Annotated in this window: 16 protein-coding genes; 6 read left to right on the top strand and 10 right to left on the bottom strand. The window is 38.0% G+C overall.

The features are described from left to right. Positions 1-17: 17 nt before the first annotated feature. The 5 genes from BN999_RS12775 to BN999_RS12795 all read right to left on the bottom strand — a co-directional run bounded on the left by BN999_RS12775 (position 18) and on the right by BN999_RS12795 (position 4268). Entirely contained in the window at positions 18-566 is a 549-nt protein-coding gene (locus tag BN999_RS12775) for an NADPH-dependent FMN reductase (protein ID WP_096271935.1), read from the bottom strand. Positions 567-639: 73 nt separating this feature from the next. Next, the gene (locus BN999_RS12780; RefSeq protein ID WP_096271937.1) at positions 640-1113 is read right to left on the bottom strand and encodes a CBO0543 family protein; all 474 of its coding nucleotides are present in this window, start codon (positions 1111-1113) and stop codon (positions 640-642) included. Positions 1114-1228: 115 nt separating this feature from the next. Further along, positions 1229-1378, bottom strand: a complete 150-nt coding sequence (locus tag BN999_RS20655; protein ID WP_176481976.1) for a hypothetical protein — start codon at positions 1376-1378, stop codon at positions 1229-1231. A 77-nt stretch (positions 1379-1455) separates the two neighbouring features. After that, positions 1456-3483, bottom strand: coding sequence for a catalase (locus BN999_RS12785; protein ID WP_096272398.1), 2028 nt, complete (start codon positions 3481-3483; stop codon positions 1456-1458). Between the two features lie 275 nt (positions 3484-3758). Then, on the bottom strand, positions 3759-4268 hold the full coding sequence (locus BN999_RS12795) for an HD domain-containing protein (protein ID WP_096271939.1): 510 nt from the start codon (positions 4266-4268) through the stop codon (positions 3759-3761). Positions 4269-4538: 270 nt separating this feature from the next. On the opposite strand from BN999_RS12795, the gene BN999_RS12800 reads away from it, so the two are divergent. From BN999_RS12800 to BN999_RS12815, 4 genes are all read left to right on the top strand, one after another. Then, complete coding sequence (locus tag BN999_RS12800; protein WP_096271941.1) at positions 4539-5363, top strand: class I SAM-dependent methyltransferase; 825 nt, start codon at positions 4539-4541, stop codon at positions 5361-5363. Positions 5364-6150: 787 nt separating this feature from the next. After that, complete coding sequence (locus BN999_RS12805; protein WP_096271943.1) at positions 6151-7599, top strand: nicotinate phosphoribosyltransferase; 1449 nt, start codon at positions 6151-6153, stop codon at positions 7597-7599. Positions 7600-7653: 54 nt separating this feature from the next. Continuing rightward, a complete protein-coding gene (nadE, locus tag BN999_RS12810; RefSeq protein ID WP_096271945.1) occupies positions 7654-8478 on the top strand; it encodes an ammonia-dependent NAD(+) synthetase in 825 nt (274 codons plus the stop codon). Positions 8479-8652: 174 nt separating this feature from the next. Beyond that, a complete protein-coding gene (locus BN999_RS12815; protein ID WP_176481977.1) occupies positions 8653-9159 on the top strand; it encodes a universal stress protein in 507 nt (168 codons plus the stop codon). Between the two features lie 75 nt (positions 9160-9234). Here the strand turns inward: BN999_RS12815 and BN999_RS12820 are convergent, their stop codons facing one another. From BN999_RS12820 to BN999_RS12835, 4 genes are all read right to left on the bottom strand, one after another. After that, positions 9235-9984, bottom strand: coding sequence for a hypothetical protein (locus BN999_RS12820; protein ID WP_096271949.1), 750 nt, complete (start codon positions 9982-9984; stop codon positions 9235-9237). Between the two features lie 46 nt (positions 9985-10030). Continuing rightward, positions 10031-11047, bottom strand: coding sequence for a DUF1646 family protein (locus BN999_RS12825; RefSeq protein ID WP_096271951.1), 1017 nt, complete (start codon positions 11045-11047; stop codon positions 10031-10033). A 149-nt stretch (positions 11048-11196) separates the two neighbouring features. Continuing rightward, positions 11197-11742, bottom strand: coding sequence for a DUF7010 family protein (locus tag BN999_RS12830; RefSeq protein ID WP_096271953.1), 546 nt, complete (start codon positions 11740-11742; stop codon positions 11197-11199). 647 nt (positions 11743-12389) lie between these two features. Next, a complete protein-coding gene (locus BN999_RS12835) occupies positions 12390-13898 on the bottom strand; it encodes a malate:quinone oxidoreductase (protein WP_373453633.1) in 1509 nt (502 codons plus the stop codon). Between the two features lie 297 nt (positions 13899-14195). On the opposite strand from BN999_RS12835, the gene BN999_RS12840 reads away from it, so the two are divergent. After that, a complete protein-coding gene (locus BN999_RS12840) occupies positions 14196-14573 on the top strand; it encodes a VOC family protein (protein WP_096271958.1) in 378 nt (125 codons plus the stop codon). 156 nt (positions 14574-14729) lie between these two features. Next, the gene (locus BN999_RS12845) at positions 14730-15152 is read left to right on the top strand and encodes a pyridoxamine 5'-phosphate oxidase family protein (RefSeq protein ID WP_096271960.1); all 423 of its coding nucleotides are present in this window, start codon (positions 14730-14732) and stop codon (positions 15150-15152) included. Between the two features lie 55 nt (positions 15153-15207). Here the strand turns inward: BN999_RS12845 and aspA are convergent, their stop codons facing one another. Further along, complete coding sequence (gene aspA / locus BN999_RS12850) at positions 15208-16638, bottom strand: aspartate ammonia-lyase (RefSeq protein ID WP_096271961.1); 1431 nt, start codon at positions 16636-16638, stop codon at positions 15208-15210. Between the last annotated feature and the right edge of the window lie 126 nt (positions 16639-16764).

Raw genomic sequence — 16764 nt, forward strand, 5'->3', positions numbered from 1 at the left:
GGTGACATGATTTAGATTTAATATTTCTTAATTAACTCAATAAAGCGTTGAACAAACTTGGTTAAAAACTCTAACGTACTTTCGTTTGTAATCTCACCGTTTTCTCCTAGTAGAGTCGCTACATTACCTATGTATGCCTCTGGCTGTTGGAGTAATGGAACATTTAAACATGCAAGTGATTGACGCAAGTGATGATTAGCACCGAAACCACCTAGCCCACCTGGCGATTGGCTAATAATGGCCGCTGGCTTTTTGCCCCATCTATTATCTGTCTTTGGACGAGAAGCAGTATCTAATGCATTCTTTAATACGGCAGGTACAGAACGATTATATTCTGGTGTTACAAATAAGAACGCATCTAGCTCGGCAATTTTATTTCGAAACGCTACTACTTCTGACGGTACATTATTCTCATCATCAAAGTCTTGATTATAAAATGGAAGATTGCTAATATCAACCAACTCTACTTCATATCCTTCTGGAAATAACGACATCACATTTTTGGCTAGTTTCAATGAAAAGGATTCTTTTCGCAAACTACCAACTAATACTCCAACCTTTGTCATATTCATCATCCTTACTGTTTTAATTTGTATATAAAAGAAATTGTAAGGAATATACAACCTAAAGTCAAAAAAATTAGTTTATTTTCACTTTTTCCATAAACCATCTGTAATAAAATAATGTAATGTTTAAGGTGATTAATAAGGTGATCCATGACCAATACCAAGTCCAGTGGGTATAAACAATTAAATCCGTTGATTTCTCTAGCCACACTTCAAGGGTCGTAATCATGGTTGGGTATAATACGATATAAAAATTCTTAAAGTACATGCTTTTTGCTATCGGAAAATATAAACAATAAAATACAGCAATGGCAGGTAAGACAATATATTCAAAAGCAATATTGGAAACATCGCCTCGCTCTAATAATCTTACCGGGTATACAATTAAGCGAAACTCGCTTACCAAAGCACCATACAACCAAGCCTGTGCCTGCATGAATAAAAAGATAATATGTGCATCCAACACTTTTGATTTCGGAACAAATATAAATAGTAAAACAACAGCTGCTACACTTGAGAATATTAAAATATAGTGTTGAGGGTTCATGGTACTTTCTCCTTAGAATGTTCTTCCATTTATTATCTCTATGGAAATCCAGTCTATTCTAAGAATAGAAAAAGCAACACCCCTTTAGAGTGTTGCTCCCACTGATTAAAGCAATTTATTCATCATCTATCTCGCCATCGCCAATTTCATCTTCTTCTTCAATTTCTTCTATATCTTCTCCTTCTTCTGGCATTTCGTCATCTCCACAGGCTGCCAAGGTGAATGTAGGAAGAATTAATAATAGCATCAACAAGTATTTTCTCATGTAATAACCTCCTTACATGTAGGTTTTACATTTATTTGTAGAATATTCCTCCACCGCATTAATCCTTATTAATTTACTTATGTTCTATCCCAGAATCGTTGCTTGGCGATTGCCTTGATAAAGTCTTGAGGGAAGTCAGGATTATCGGATGCAAACACAACACCCGCTAAGTTATTGGTATCTGACTTCCGAATAAAGGAGTTCCCGGTTGTTGCTACTCCAATAGGTTTATAATACTTATAAGCAGTATTGACCCAATCCTGCACTTCCTGATTAAACTTAACTTGGTCTTTGTTTCCACCAACGACATATAACGTATCATAAAGAACTGGATGCTTGGTTAATACCGTTTCATTTGCTTCAATTGTCATCCCATCTGCACCCATTATTGGTCCAATGCGATTACTAATGATGTCATAGAACACGCCATTTTTCTCAAATGCTCCCAGTACACTCTTTACTTCCGCGCCATTATATCCATCTCCAATTAACACACCCACCTTTTGCGTGAATGCATAAAACGGTGTATTCATCTGGCTCACTGCTGGTGACTTCTGGTTCACAGGAACATGATTTCCGGTAGGACGTTCTACACCTAAGGCATCAGCAAGCTTACATGCCATTTCGCGGTCGACATTTACCCACATATCCACATTTTGCTTTCTAACGGATTTACTTTTTACATACTGCAGATGGAATGTTAACGTTTCAAAGAGGTCTTGTTTTTCCACTGTGGATAAGCTATTCCAGAATAATCTAGACTGCGAGAAGAAATCGATGAAGGAATCACTTGGAACCTCACGAGTCTTGTGTCCTTCCACTCTTTCCGGATAATTAACAAATCCGCCTTCTTCAAACGAAGCTTCCGATGGTGTGTTACCTGCAAGTGAGTTCTTGTGATAATGGATCCGGTCCACATCAATACGATATCTCATCCGACCTTCACGTAAGTTAAAATCTCTTTCTACAATCGCCCGGTTAACAGGCAAGTCTTCAAAGTTAGCCGAGTGATGGCGATATAATTCAGTATCTCGATAGGCAAAAGCTCGACCTTGTAATACAGGGTCATTTGTAAAGTCAATCCCAGGTACTAATGCAGCCGGGTCAAATGCTGATTGTTCTGACTCTGAGAAGAAATTATCTACTAATCGATTTAATGTCATTTTACCAATCGGCTGAACCGGAATGATTTCCTCTGGCCAGAATTTCGTATCATCTAGAATATCAAAGTCATACTTAAACTCATCTTGCTCCTCTATCAATTGAATACCTAATTCATACTCTGGATATGCACCCTTATTAATTGCCTCAATAATATCTCGACGATGAAAATCAGGGTCTACCCCGCCAATTATATTCGCTTCATCTAGTAGTAAGGAATGGACTCCTAATTTAGGTTCCCATTTAAACCGAACAAAGGTTGATTTTCCTTGATCATTAATAAAACGGAATGTATTGATTGGCCAGCCTGCCATCATTCTCCAGCTTCTCGGACGTCCTCTCATGGACATTAACCACATGACCATATGTGCTGACTCCTGATTGTTTGCTACATAATCCCAGAATTCATCATGTGCTGTAGTCGCTTGTGGAATATGATGCTTTGGATTTGGTTTAGCTGCATGCACCACATCCATAAACTTCATCGCATCTGCAAGAACAAACACGGGGAATTGAAGCGATAAAGAGTCATAATTTCCTTCTTGTGTATAGAATTTAACCGCAAACCCTCTAATATCAACTGCTGTGTCCTTGGACCCTTTATTACCTTGGAAATTAGAAAAGCGTACATTAACAGGGGTTTTTCTACCTTCTGCTCCGAGGAAATGAGCTTTTGTAAGATGTTTAAGAGATTTATAGGCAACAAAGTCACCATATACATTGAAACCTCTAGCATGAACGACCTTCTCTGGTATCCGTTCACGATTAAAGTGGGATTGTTTTTTGTAGAAATGAAAGTCTTCAAAAAGTAGAGGGCCTCTTCTTCCTGCCCTTAAAGTCGTTTGGTCATTGGATACCCGTACGCCCGTATCATCTGTCATTTTCTTGCCAGGACCAGTATTCTTTTCCCGGAATTGCTCTAATTGAGCATCCTTTTCATCCATAGGTTTTTGCTGCCTATTTTGATCTTTTTCCTTATCCACAGAATTGTCCTCCCTCACCTAAATATAATCCTGCCAGAATAATAGTATGTTTGCCTAGAAGAAATGATACTAATTGTGCGAAAAAACTAGAAAATAGTACAGGCCATGGAGGTAAATTCAAAGGATTCAACCCCAAACCAGGCTTTCTATTTGGAAGAAATGGTGTTTGTATTGTAGAAAGGGGAGGTGACGAGGCTGTTGTTTCGACAGCCTTTGAAATGGTGGGAATTTACATGTTAGAGAGAGGAATCAATTTTTCGGTCTAGTTCTTGAATAAGGGATAGTTCCTTTTCCTTGTCGCTGCTACGATAATGGTGAAAATCACCGGGTTGTTTATCCATCTCATCCGCTAGGTGAACAACCTTTTGTAATGGGGAAAGTTGATAATCTCCCTTAGGAAGAGCGGAATCGGTATGAAATAGAACCGCATGTGCAATTTCTTTTGCCGCATGTTTATCCTCACCTAATCGAACGAGTAATTTATGTGCTCGTTCTGCTCCTTTAATGGGATGAATATCATAATTTCGATACAGATCATAATCCCATTCTCCGTCGTTATACCATTCATAATGACCAATATCATGCAGAAATCCAGCCTTTGCTGCGAGATCTGGGTTTACATGATGTTCCTTTGCCAAATCAAAGGCATGATGAGCAACTGCAATAGCATGAGCCATTCCAGAACGTCTAACATACTTCTGTGTGATGGGGTGGTTATATAGATCGGTTAACGTGACACTTCTCATGATTCATACCTCCAAATGGTTAAATTATCGCTATATTATCACCTTTACTTATATTATTCAATTGGAAAACCAATGGACTCAGGTCCCCTTTTAACTGCCCTACCTATTTATAAATCATATACACGCTACATTACCCATGATAAACTTAAAACTAACATACGAAGGAGTCGATGAATTGATGGTGGATGTTACAGACAACTAACGAATGAGGAGTGCAGAACCTCCTCAAGCTATACCATATTCTATAAACTTAGTGAGGGGAACAACCACATGGAACGGTTAAATATAAATGAAAAAACATCTCGCTTTATAAATCAATACAACTTATTTCAAAACGATCCAATTCAACAAGTTCAGCTACAACATCGTTTAGACTTGGTGGATGCTTTTGAAATCACAGAGGGTATGCGTGTATTAGAAATTGGTTGTGGTCAAGGTGACACAACAGTCGCTCTAGCAGATGCTGTTGGAAAGGATGGGCATGTTGTGGCGATTGATATTGCAAGTCCAGATTACGGAGCCCCATTAACCTTAAGGCAAGCGACAGATATTCTGAAGCAGTCTGAATTAGGTCAACGAATTACGTTTCATTTCGAAACCGATTTTAGTAATGTTAAAGTGGATGAGACTTTTGATGCTGTCGTGTTATCCCATTCGTCATGGTACTTCCGACAACCACAAGATCTTTTTCACTACTTTAACAAGATAAAACAAGTAGCAAAACGAATCTGCTTTGCAGAATGGAATCTGGATTACACGCGGGAATCCCAGCGTAACCACTTCTGTGCCGCTACGATCTTGGCGCTATATTCCTCATTCGTAAACAATGATGGAAATATCCAAAATCTTTTCCACAAAACACAAATTCAAGAGTTCTTACTTAAAGCAGGCTTTACCATTACGAAAGAACAAACACTTGATGCGTCCTATCTACAAGATGGTAAATGGGAACAAGATTATGCAAATCATATACGAGCAGAATTCCAACAAGCTCCTTTTAGAATTCAAACACTGGTTCATAGTTATTTTGAAATAATGAATCAAGCAAGTGGTCATCAGGAGTCGCTTGATAGCATGGTGATTATTGCTCAATAAAAATAGGGCAAAACAGATATCATACTTTGTTTGGTATGGTGTCTGTTTTTTAGTGCTTTTTTCACCAATTAGTTGAGTTGCATTTCTTTTATTAGGATGTCTTCCTCTCAACAGGTTATGTCCATTTCCAAATATTTTCATGTCTAGTTGCTATCGTACTTCCAGCCTAAATGTCCTTTCATATAGGTGCATAGCCTGGGCTCATTCTTCTTTTCATCTTACATTTTCCTTCAAAATGATGCATGACTCATGCCCTTTCTTCCTTTCAACCTAAATCTCCCTGCCAAATGATGCATGGCTCATGCCCTTTCTTCTTTTCAATCTACATTCCCCTTCAAAATGATGCACGACACATGCCTTTTCTTCTTTTCAACCTAAATCTCCCTGCCAAATGATGCATGGCTCATGCCCTTTCTTCCTTTCAACCTAAATCTCCCTGCCAAATGATGCATGGCTCATGCCCTTTCTTCTTTTCAACCTACATTCCTCTTCAAAATGATGCACGGCACATGCCTTTTCTTCTTTTCAATCTACATTCCCCTTCAAAATGATGCACGGCACATGCTCTTTCTTCCTTTCAACCTCGCATCTGCTATGAAATGTCTAAATAATTCCGGTAATTACCGTACCTCTTTTGGTCCTTCTAAAGATTATTGCTTATAATATAAAGAAAGGCACTTCAATCGAATGAGAATTACCCGGTATCCATACGAAAAGTAGTAAAAAACTAATTGTAAGAAATAAATTGGAAAGAATAACATAACACCCACTTTAGGAGGTTGTTGTCATGAACTATTCGGATGATAGTCTGGCCCTTCATACCGATTTATATCAAATCAATATGGCAGAAACGTACTGGGCGGATAATGTCCACGAACGCCGCGCAGTATTTGACTTATACTTTCGCAAGTTACCATTCGGAAACGGTTATGCTGTTTTTGCCGGATTGGAAAAGGTAATCAACTTTATCCAAAACTTTAAATTTACGGAGACGGACATCCAATACTTATCAGAGTTAGGTTATAAAGAAGATTTTCTTAGTTATTTAAAAACATTACGTTTCACCGGTTCCATTCAATCTGTCCAAGAAGGGGAAATCGTATTCGGAAATGAACCGCTACTCCGTGTCGAAGCAACGTTAGTAGAGGCCCAACTGCTCGAAACAGCTCTATTAAATATAATTAATTACCAAACATTAATTGCCACTAAGGCCTCTCGTATTAAACATCTAGCTACAGATAAGACACTCATGGAATTTGGTTCTAGAAGAGCACAAGAAATGGACGCTGCCATCTGGGGTACTCGCGCTGCTTTCATTGGTGGTTTCCACGCTACAAGTAATGTTCGGGCTGGAAAGTTATTCGGCATCCCAGTCGCTGGAACCCATTCACATGCGATGGTTCAAGCCTATCAAGATGAATATGTAGCCTTCAGTAAATATGCTGAACGTCATAAAAACTGTGTCTTCTTGGTGGATACGTATGATACCTTAAAATCCGGTGTACCCAATGCCATTCGGGTAGCAAAAGAATACGGGGACAAAATTAACTTCTTAGGAGTTCGTTTAGATAGCGGGGACCTAGCATACCTGTCAAAAGAAACAAGAAAAATGTTAGATCAAGCTGGATTTAAGGACGCGAAGATTTACGCATCAAATGATTTAGATGAATCCACAATCGCTAGCCTCCATACCCAAGGGGCTAAGATTGATGTGTACGGGGTAGGTACGAAACTAATTACCGCCTTCGACCAACCTGCTTTGGGTGCGGTCTATAAATTAGTTGCCATCGAAAATGAACATGGTGAATTAGAAGATACAATCAAAATATCTGGTAATCCAGAAAAACTAACCACACCAGGGAAAAAGAAAGTATATCGCATCATCAATACAACCAATCAACGTTCTGAAGGGGACTATATTACCCTCGAGCATGAAGATCCGAATCAAGAGGAACGAATTAAGATGTTCCATCCCATCCACACCTACATTAGTAAGTTTGTGACCTGTTTTGAAGCAATTGAATTACATCATACCATTTTTCAGGATGGTCAATTAGTGTATCAAACACCAAGTCTAACCGATATACAAGACTATGTAGAAAAACAATTAGATCTGTTATGGGATGAATATAAACGGACGATTAACCCAGAGGAATACCCGGTGGACCTAAGTACAAAAACATGGGAAAACAAAATGAAAAAGATTGAAGAAGTACGTCACAACATTAAGAAATAGTAGACAAAATAATAAAAGATGTTCTACTATAGCACTATACAAGGGGGTATCGTTATGAGCAACTTGCAAGAAACCATTATTAAAGAATTAGAAGTAAAACCTACTATCAACCCGAAAGAGGAAATTAGAAAACGAGTGGACTTCTTAAAGGAATATTTAAAGAAGAACAGTTTCTCAAAAGGATATGTATTAGGTATATCCGGTGGACAAGATTCTACACTAGCTGGGAAGCTCGCTCAATTAGCTGTGGATGAACTAAATGAATCCACTTCAGGAGAATATCAATTTATCGCGGTTCGCCTTCCTTATGGAGAGCAGTTTGATGAAGACGATTGTCAAGATGCGATTGACTTTATTAATCCAAGTAAAGTCTTTACTGTCAATATTAAAAATGCGGTTGATGCCAGTGTTGCCTCACTACATGATGCCGGCGTGTCCATCAGTGATTTTCTAAAAGGTAATGAAAAGGCTCGGGAAAGAATGAAGGTACAGTATAGTATTGGTGGAACTCATCAATGCTTTGTCATTGGAACTGATCATGCAGGTGAAGCCGTTACAGGATTCTTCACAAAGCATGGTGATGGCGGATGTGATTTAATACCACTATTCGGATTAAATAAAGGTCAAGGCAAACAATTACTAAAAGAACTCGGGTGCCCAGAACATTTATATCAAAAAACCCCGACAGCTGACTTAGAAGAAAATAAACCAGCACTTCCGGATGAAACAGCATTAGGTGTAACCTATGAAGAAATTGACCAATATTTAGAAGGAAAAGAAGTATCCGAATCAAGTAAGGAACGAATTGAAACATTATACATGAATTCAAGACATAAACGAAATACCGCTGTATCTATTTATGATGAGTGGTGGAAATAGCAGTCTCAGGAGGCTCGGGCATTGGAAAATTCCAATGCTTTTTTTCTTATTTAGATTCCCTTGTAATATTATTGTCATCTGTTTTTAAACACCATTTATGTTTATTTGACCCATAAAAAGTGAATAGAATAGTAAATCCTAAAGCACACGAACTCGGGAAGGGAGTAGATTTACGTGGAAGGATTTAATCATATTTTAGTTGCATTTGATGGGTCTGATTCTAGTGTATTAGCTCTAAAAAAAGCGGAATACTTATCAAAGTTAAGTGACGCAAAGCTAACCGTTACTTATGTGCATGATTCATCAACCGAGACAAGCTTAAAACCGGGAGCCACCCCAAACGATAATCCTAGATTATTTTATTCCAGCACTTATGTTGGAGTAGTGCCCACTCCAGGTGAAGGAGTATACCGGGAAACAGAAAACACCCAGCAACTAGATCATATAACAGAACGAATCGTTGCTGATGCAAGGTCAAAACTTTCAACCATTATTAAAGCTGACTATGAAGTGTTAGTAGGAAAGCCCGCAGATAAACTTATCGAATTTGCAAATAAAGAGGATATTGATTTGATCATCATGGGTAACCGTGGAATTAGTGGCCTTAAGAAGATTGTGACGGGTAGTGTGAGTAAAAAAGTATTGGATGAAGCGAATTGTCCCGTATTAGTTGTTAAATAATAGAACCACCTGGTAAATGCCTGTAGGATTTACCAGGTGGTTCTTTCGTTATGTATTCTGATACCCAGCTTACTATTATCTGAATAGATCCTCTATCCCCAAAAACGCTGTCAATGGTTGTTTCCTTCCTTCTTCATACCACCGATGATACTCTTCAAACACTTGATAAACATTATGATTAGCTCGTTCCTCAACCAAGTATTTGATCGCATGAAAGCTTCTCCAATAATCAAACATAATACTAGTTAGACTTCCCTTGTAACTTGCTTGTCCAAATTCATCCAAGGAGTGTCTCCCGTATTTATCTTTGAACATCTTAATTAACTCCGCTTCAATATGTGCAAATCGGTCAAATTCAAAATCACTCAGAATAATTCTCCGCGGCAAATACTCGCACATTCCTTCTTCAAACCAAATACTATCACGGCGTTCCTCATCAAACTCATCAGGGAACAAATCCAAGTGATGGGTCAATTCATGTGCTAAAATAGTAAAGATATGTACATCAGGCATTGTTAAATAAAAATCTTCTATTTCAGGATGTTTCTTACCCTCTAATTGGTTAATAAACAGCTTTCTCCAATCATCCTCATCTGGCGAGAAATAGATTAAATCTTTATTGGTAAAAGCCGGGATTGGAATCGTGGAAAAAGTCGTCGTAGCAAGTTCCGATGTTGTCCATACGATTCCCTTTGGCAAATCCCTTAATTGAAAATTCTCCTGTAATTCTTGTTGATACGCAAATAAGTCCTCTGAAAACCGTTCAATCGTACTCTGATATTTTTCGTAATCACTCGTATTCTCGTAAGCATAGATATGTTTCATCATTTTCCCTCCACGTCATTATCATAGCATAGATAACTACGATAACTTATCCCACAAAGAGCAAATAAATGAAAAACACAATCATCACCATCAAACCAAAAGGCACTCCATATCTTGCCCATTCTCTACTAGTTATCCCTAGCTTATTAGCAGAGATGATGTTAGGAATATTTCCAGGAATGAGCATTCCACCACTAATAATTAAGCCTAACAGCAAGAATCGAATAGTTTCTGTACTCATGGCCGGACTAATTTCTGCTGCAGCTAATGTAGCATTATCCAACACAGCGGAGATCATATTAATCCAGTAAAGCATCCCTGGTTGTAAGTCCAATAAATAACGATTTACTAATGGCTCATACCCTGCACCAAGCAATGTTAATCCCATTACAAACAAATAAATTTTAAAGGAACGTATCATAATCTCCGCATAGCTTTCTGCTTCATTAATCCCTTTTAAACTATCCGTACTTTTTTTAGGTTTCAATGTGAAAAAGGCAATCCAGCCAATTACAACAACAGCCAGTACGACTTCAAAACCAATTAATTGAAACAAATAAAAGAAGTCCTTCTGAAGTTTACTTGTTGTAATGGTTGCTAAAGGTTCTCCAATTGGTGTTAATACCGCACCTAAACCAATCGAAAAGCAAGCTAAAATGACCGTTTGTACTTCCGTCTTCCGATCCAGATTCAATATACTTACAATTGACACAAGCACAATGGCCGCAATAATCGCAGTAATCACACTCGATAACAATCCTAAAACAACAATGATCACCGAAAGAAACAAGCGGATATCAACCCTATTACTAATCATCAACATTCTTTTTTCAACTGGAGTTTTCAACCATTTGAATAATAGCCCTGCAGCTAAAACAGCGATGGTAATGAAAATTGGGTCCTTCATGGCCTGTACAAATAATTCCCAATGAAAAACACCACTAACCTTTGCCGCTACCAATCCCATTAGAAATAAAAAGGGTTCTAGATTTTTCTCTATCGGTTTTACGAAGAATGGTAATAATAATACTAGTAATAAGATGATAGTAAGACCTGCAGTCATAGCTACTTCCTCCCAATATATTTTTACTTAATAAATCACGTTGTTGTCATTATATTTATTGCCTCTCTCATTCATGAGTGTATTCTCAACAAAAAATAAAAGACCTCCGCAAGTTATTGCTTCGGTCCCCTTTGTTTATCATCATTATGCTATTTTTGCGTCAATCTCTTATTTTCCTTCGTTAACAATATACTAGTAATCAAGTAAATGATACTTAACCCAAATGGTAGAATCGTATAAACATGCTCCATAAATATTAAGCCCATAACGGAAGCAAATACAACAACAGCTATCGATTGAAAAATAAATGCTTTACTATTGTATAATGCACTGAATGGTAGGAAGTGTGCTCCAGTTAGTACCGCTATAACAAATGGTAGCCATTCTATTCTTTCTATGTAGACTAGAATTAAGATTGGTGCAAACAGGATCTGCATACCTCCGATTACGCCAGCTATATTGGATAATGGATTATCCTTCGCAACAAAATCAATCTTTAATAGGTTTGATACAAGTAGCCCCAAAGGGAATAGCATTCCTATCCCGATCAAATGAAATAATCCTAATAGATTGATGTGCATATCAATGAAACTTAGAATCCCCATTAACAACCAAAACACTGTTCCAACGTAAAACATGGCAATACCCTTTTTCGTTCGTTTCATTAAATCCATTTTTGTTTCTATTGCATTCATGCAGCTGTCCCCCAAGTCATTTAAGATGGTTATTTTCTAAAGAGATTGTTGGTGTTTAGGTTAGGCTAACCTATCAAATAGTCGATAGAAACTGTGCACTAACTGGTTTAAATACAACACAATTAGTTAATGGGTATAACTGTGCGACACCGCTCCGGCAGAATACTCTGCTTTCCACGGGCACGGCCTCAGCCTCCTCGAGGAAAGTTCGCCTCTCTAGGAGTCTTCGGACACGTGCTATTCCCGTAGGACTAGGAAGGCTTCGGCAGCATAAACATCGCACGAAGAAAATTGTTCTTTATTTCGAGGAGTCTCCGTATTCTGCCTGCGCTAGTTTGGGTTTTCTAATTTAAGGTAGTAAACGACTTTTGCGTTGGTTTTAAGTGCTTTTAATATTCACTTAATACCAGCGGAGTGTATTTCCGTAGCGGGTATGGTGCTCCCCCAAAAAGTTATTAGCCACGAGTTAAGCAACAATCTATAAAAAATAACCAAAGAAAAAGAATCATATTTTAGTACAAGTATAACACAATAAACCGAGAGTATTTTTTCATTTCTGAATAAATAATCAGAATGCGATATTTCTTAGATATAAACAAAAAATGGTAACTCTTAAGATCAGAGCTACCATTCTATCATCAATTCATTTACGCTTCTTGATACACATTCGTTAATTTAAGAGCTTGAGCTGTTGTTGTATGAATGTCTCTTGCAAGCTCTGGGTTATCGGTTAGTGATACGCCATAGGAAGGGACCATTTCTTTTATTTTTGGTTCCCATTCATCCATACGTTCTGGGAAACATCTTGCTAATACATCTAGCATTACGTGAACAGCAGTGGATGCACCAGGAGAAGCACCTAGTAAAGCTGCTACTGAGCCGTCTGCAGCATTGACCACTTCTGTACCAAACTGAAGTGTACCTTTGCCACCAGCCTCTGATTCTTTAATGACCTGAACACGTTGACCAGCTACCACCATATCCCAATCTTCACTCTTCGCATTCGGAATAAATTCACGTAATTCTTCCATACGCTTTTCTTTGGATAGTAGAACCTGTTGAATTAAATATTTCGTAAGACCAAGATTCTTTAAACCTGCACCAATCATATTAATAACATTATGCAGTTTTACAGAAAGGAATAAATCTAGATATGATCCTGTTTTCAAGAACTTTGGCGAGAATCCTGCATATGGTCCGAACAGTAATGATTTCTTATTGTCGATATATCGTGTGTCTAGATGTGGTACAGACATTGGCGGCGCACCAACCTTTGCCTTCCCATAGACTTTCGCCTGATGTTGTTCGACCACTTCTGGATTATTACACACCATGAATAGACCACTAACAGGAAATCCACCAATTCCTTTTCCTTCTGGGATTCCTGACTTTTGTAGAAGATGTAAGCTTCCACCACCAGCTCCAAGGAAGACGAATTTAGCTGTATGGCGCTTTACGGTTCCGCTTTCAATATCTTTTACTTTCACTTCCCATGAACCATCACTGGTACGTTTCATGTTTTTCACACTATGCTTGTAATGGATGGTTACATTTTGATTTTCTAAATGCGTAAACAAGGACCGAGTTAATGCACCGAAGTTAACATCTGTTCCCGATTCAATCTTCGTTGCAGCGATTGGCTCATCAGAAGTACGGCCATCCATAATTACTGGGATCCATTCTTTTAGCTTCCCTGGATCATCCGAAAACTCCATTCCTTCAAATAAAGGATTTTTTGATAGCGCTTCAAATCGTTTTTTCAAAAAGGACACATTCTGTTCTCCATGAACTAAACTCATGTGAGGTAACGGCATAACAAAGTCCTGAGGATTTTGAATTAAATCTTTATTTACAAGATAAGACCAAAACTGTCTAGAAAGTTGAAACTGTTCATTCACCTTAATCGCTTTCGTAATATCGATTGTTCCATCGGATTTTTCTGGTGTATAGTTAAGCTCACATAGCGCAGCATGCCCCGTTCCTGCGTTATTCCATTCATTAGAGCTTTCCTCACCGGGTTTACCCAATTGTTCAAACACAGTAATATTCCAGTCCGGTACTAATTCCTTCAAAAGTGAACCTAAAGTTGCACTCATGATACCGGCACCAATTAAAATAACATCTGTTTTATTTTCATTGTTGCCCATTTTCCCCATCCCTATCTTCTAGAAGTGCAGAAAACGATGCAGGTTCCCCTTTTAAAAACAAAGGATTCAACCTAGTAATACATCATTTCTGATTTCATTATATCATATTAATAGTTTATCAGAATTATTTTCCTATTACTAATCTGATGCGATTTATACCATGGGGACAGGTTCCTTGGTTCTTCAGAAGAAAAATCCCTAGGTATTTAATCTTTTTCTATTTTCTTTGTTTCTAGTAATAATACCCTATCGTCCTATATAATATATTTATCTGAAAAATCCGTAAAATATTGGGGGGTTAGATTAATGGAAATATATCAAATAGAAAAAGTTGGTCAAATCGGAATACCTGTCAAAAATATAGAAAGAGCAATTGCGTTTTATAAAGATACACTTGGTCTTACACTATTATTTCATACGGATGGGTTGGCATTTTTTGAATGTAATGGCCTCAGACTCATGTTAAGTCTACCTGAACAAGAGGAATTTGCTTACGCCAGTTCTGTTATCTATTTTCAAGTGAATAATCTTCATGAATACTACGAAGAATTGCTTGAAAAAGAAGTTACCTTTGTTGATGAGCCACATGTGGTTGGAAAAATGGGCAATGTTGAGATCTGGATGGCATTCTTTAGGGATACAGAAGGAAATACACACGCAATTATGAGTGAGGTAGGGGTTTAAATACTACGGGGCCAGTACAATTGAGCCAAAGAACCTGTCCCCATGGTTTCGCCCTGAAAAATAATACTTTTACGTATATCTATTTCCTAATATTTCATAATAAGATTGGAATGCCTTTTTGCACGACTTTTTTATTAGAATGAAGGAGATGGATAAATGGAACAACAAGAGGTAAGGAAATCGATTGAAGATATCCTAGCTAGTGACAACGCGGGGATTATGGCAACTGTAAAGGGAAATAAGCCACATGTACGATATATGACTTTCTACAATGAAGATCTGGTCCTATATACTCCTACCAGCAAAGACACCGATAAAGCAGAGGAACTTGCCGAAAATCCTCATACCCATATATTAATTGGATATGACGGAGAAGGTTATGGGGATTCCTATGTAGATTATGCGGGCAACGTTACCATTAAAGAAGATACTGATCTGAAAAATAAGCTTTGGAACGATCATATGGCCGTTTGGTTTAGTGGTCCTGATGATCCGAATTTAATCATTCTTCAAATTGAACCAACTGAGATTCGCCTGATGAATAATAAAGGAGATACCCCCATTACATTAGAGTTATAAACATAAAAAGACTGCCACTTATCTATTACGATAAATGGCAGTCCCTATCAAATGATTACTTTCTTTCCAGTAGTCCATTACCAGCAATACCCGGATGGGTCATTTCATATGGGTCTAAGATGATATTCAACTCATCTTCTGTGAGCACACCATATTTCAAGCACAGGTCTCTTACAGGCACACCACTTTGAATTGCTTCCGATGCAATTTGTGCGGCACGCTCATAGCCGATATGCGGATTAACTGCTGTAATTACCCCGACACTCTTTTCTACATATTCTTTTAATCTATCTTCATTTGCTGTAATGCCTCTTACACAATGGTCTGTAAATGTACGGAATGCATTATTCATCACACTGATAGATTGTAGTAAATTAAATACCAAAACAGGCTCCATTACATTTAATTCCAACTGCCCTGCTTCAGATGCAAGACCAATTGTATGGTCATTTCCAATTACTTGGAAGGCAACCTGATTTATAAGTTCTGGCATGACCGGGTTCACTTTACCAGGCATAATCGATGAACCTGGCTGTCTAGCTGGTAATGAAATCTCACCTAACCCTGCTCTTGGACCCGAGGCCATGAGACGGAGGTCATTTGCCATTTTGGACATATTCATCATACAAATTTTCAAGGCGGACGATACTTCGGTGTACGCATCCGTATTTTGTGTTGCGTCTACAAGGTGTTCCGCACCAGTTAATGGTAATCCACTAATATCCGCAAGATGGGCTATTACCACTTCAATATAACGAGGATCTGCATTAAGTCCCGTTCCTACAGCCGTCGCTCCCATATTTAGTTCATATAGATGCTGACGGGATTGCTTAATACGCTTGATATCACGTGCAATAACACGACTATACGCCTCAAATTCTTGCCCCAATCGAATCGGTACCGCATCTTGTAGATGGGTGCGTCCCATCTTAATGATATCACTAAATTCTATCGCTTTTTGTTGAAAGGCATGTTGCATCTCATCCATGGTTAGTATTAATTTTTCCATTAAGTTAAGTACCGCAATATGAATAGCAGAAGGGAATGCATCATTGGTTGATTGTGACATATTAACATGGGTATTTGGACTGCAAATAGAATAATCTCCTTTTTCCTTCCCAAGGATTTCAATAGCACGATTCGCAATCACTTCATTTACATTCATATTAATCGATGTTCCAGCCCCACCTTGGATTGGATCGACAATAATCTGATCATGCCACTTTCCTTCTATTAATTCACTTGCTGCCTGAACGATTGCTTCACCAACTTCTGTTTGAAGGCGCTTACCATTCATATTAGCAAGAGCTGCAGATTTCTTCACAATGGCCATTGCCTTAATTAATTCTTCATGAATTCGGTATCCTGTAATAGGAAAGTTCTCAACAGCTCGTAATGTTTGAATGCCATAATAGGCATCAACCGGAACTTCTTTTTCTCCTAAAAAATCTTTTTCTATACGAGTTTTGCTCAATTTAATTGCCATGTTTTTCCCCCGATTTCCGGAATATATTAAACTAGTTAGCAGAAATTTTTAATGGTCTCCGAGGTAATTATAGAACTTATTTAGGAAAAATCAATATGTTGGAGTAAAAAGGATAGTTTTTCCTAC

Source organism: Paucisalibacillus globulus, from assembly GCF_900184735.1.
Taxonomy (GTDB): Bacteria; Bacillota; Bacilli; order Bacillales; family Amphibacillaceae; genus Ornithinibacillus; species Ornithinibacillus globulus_B.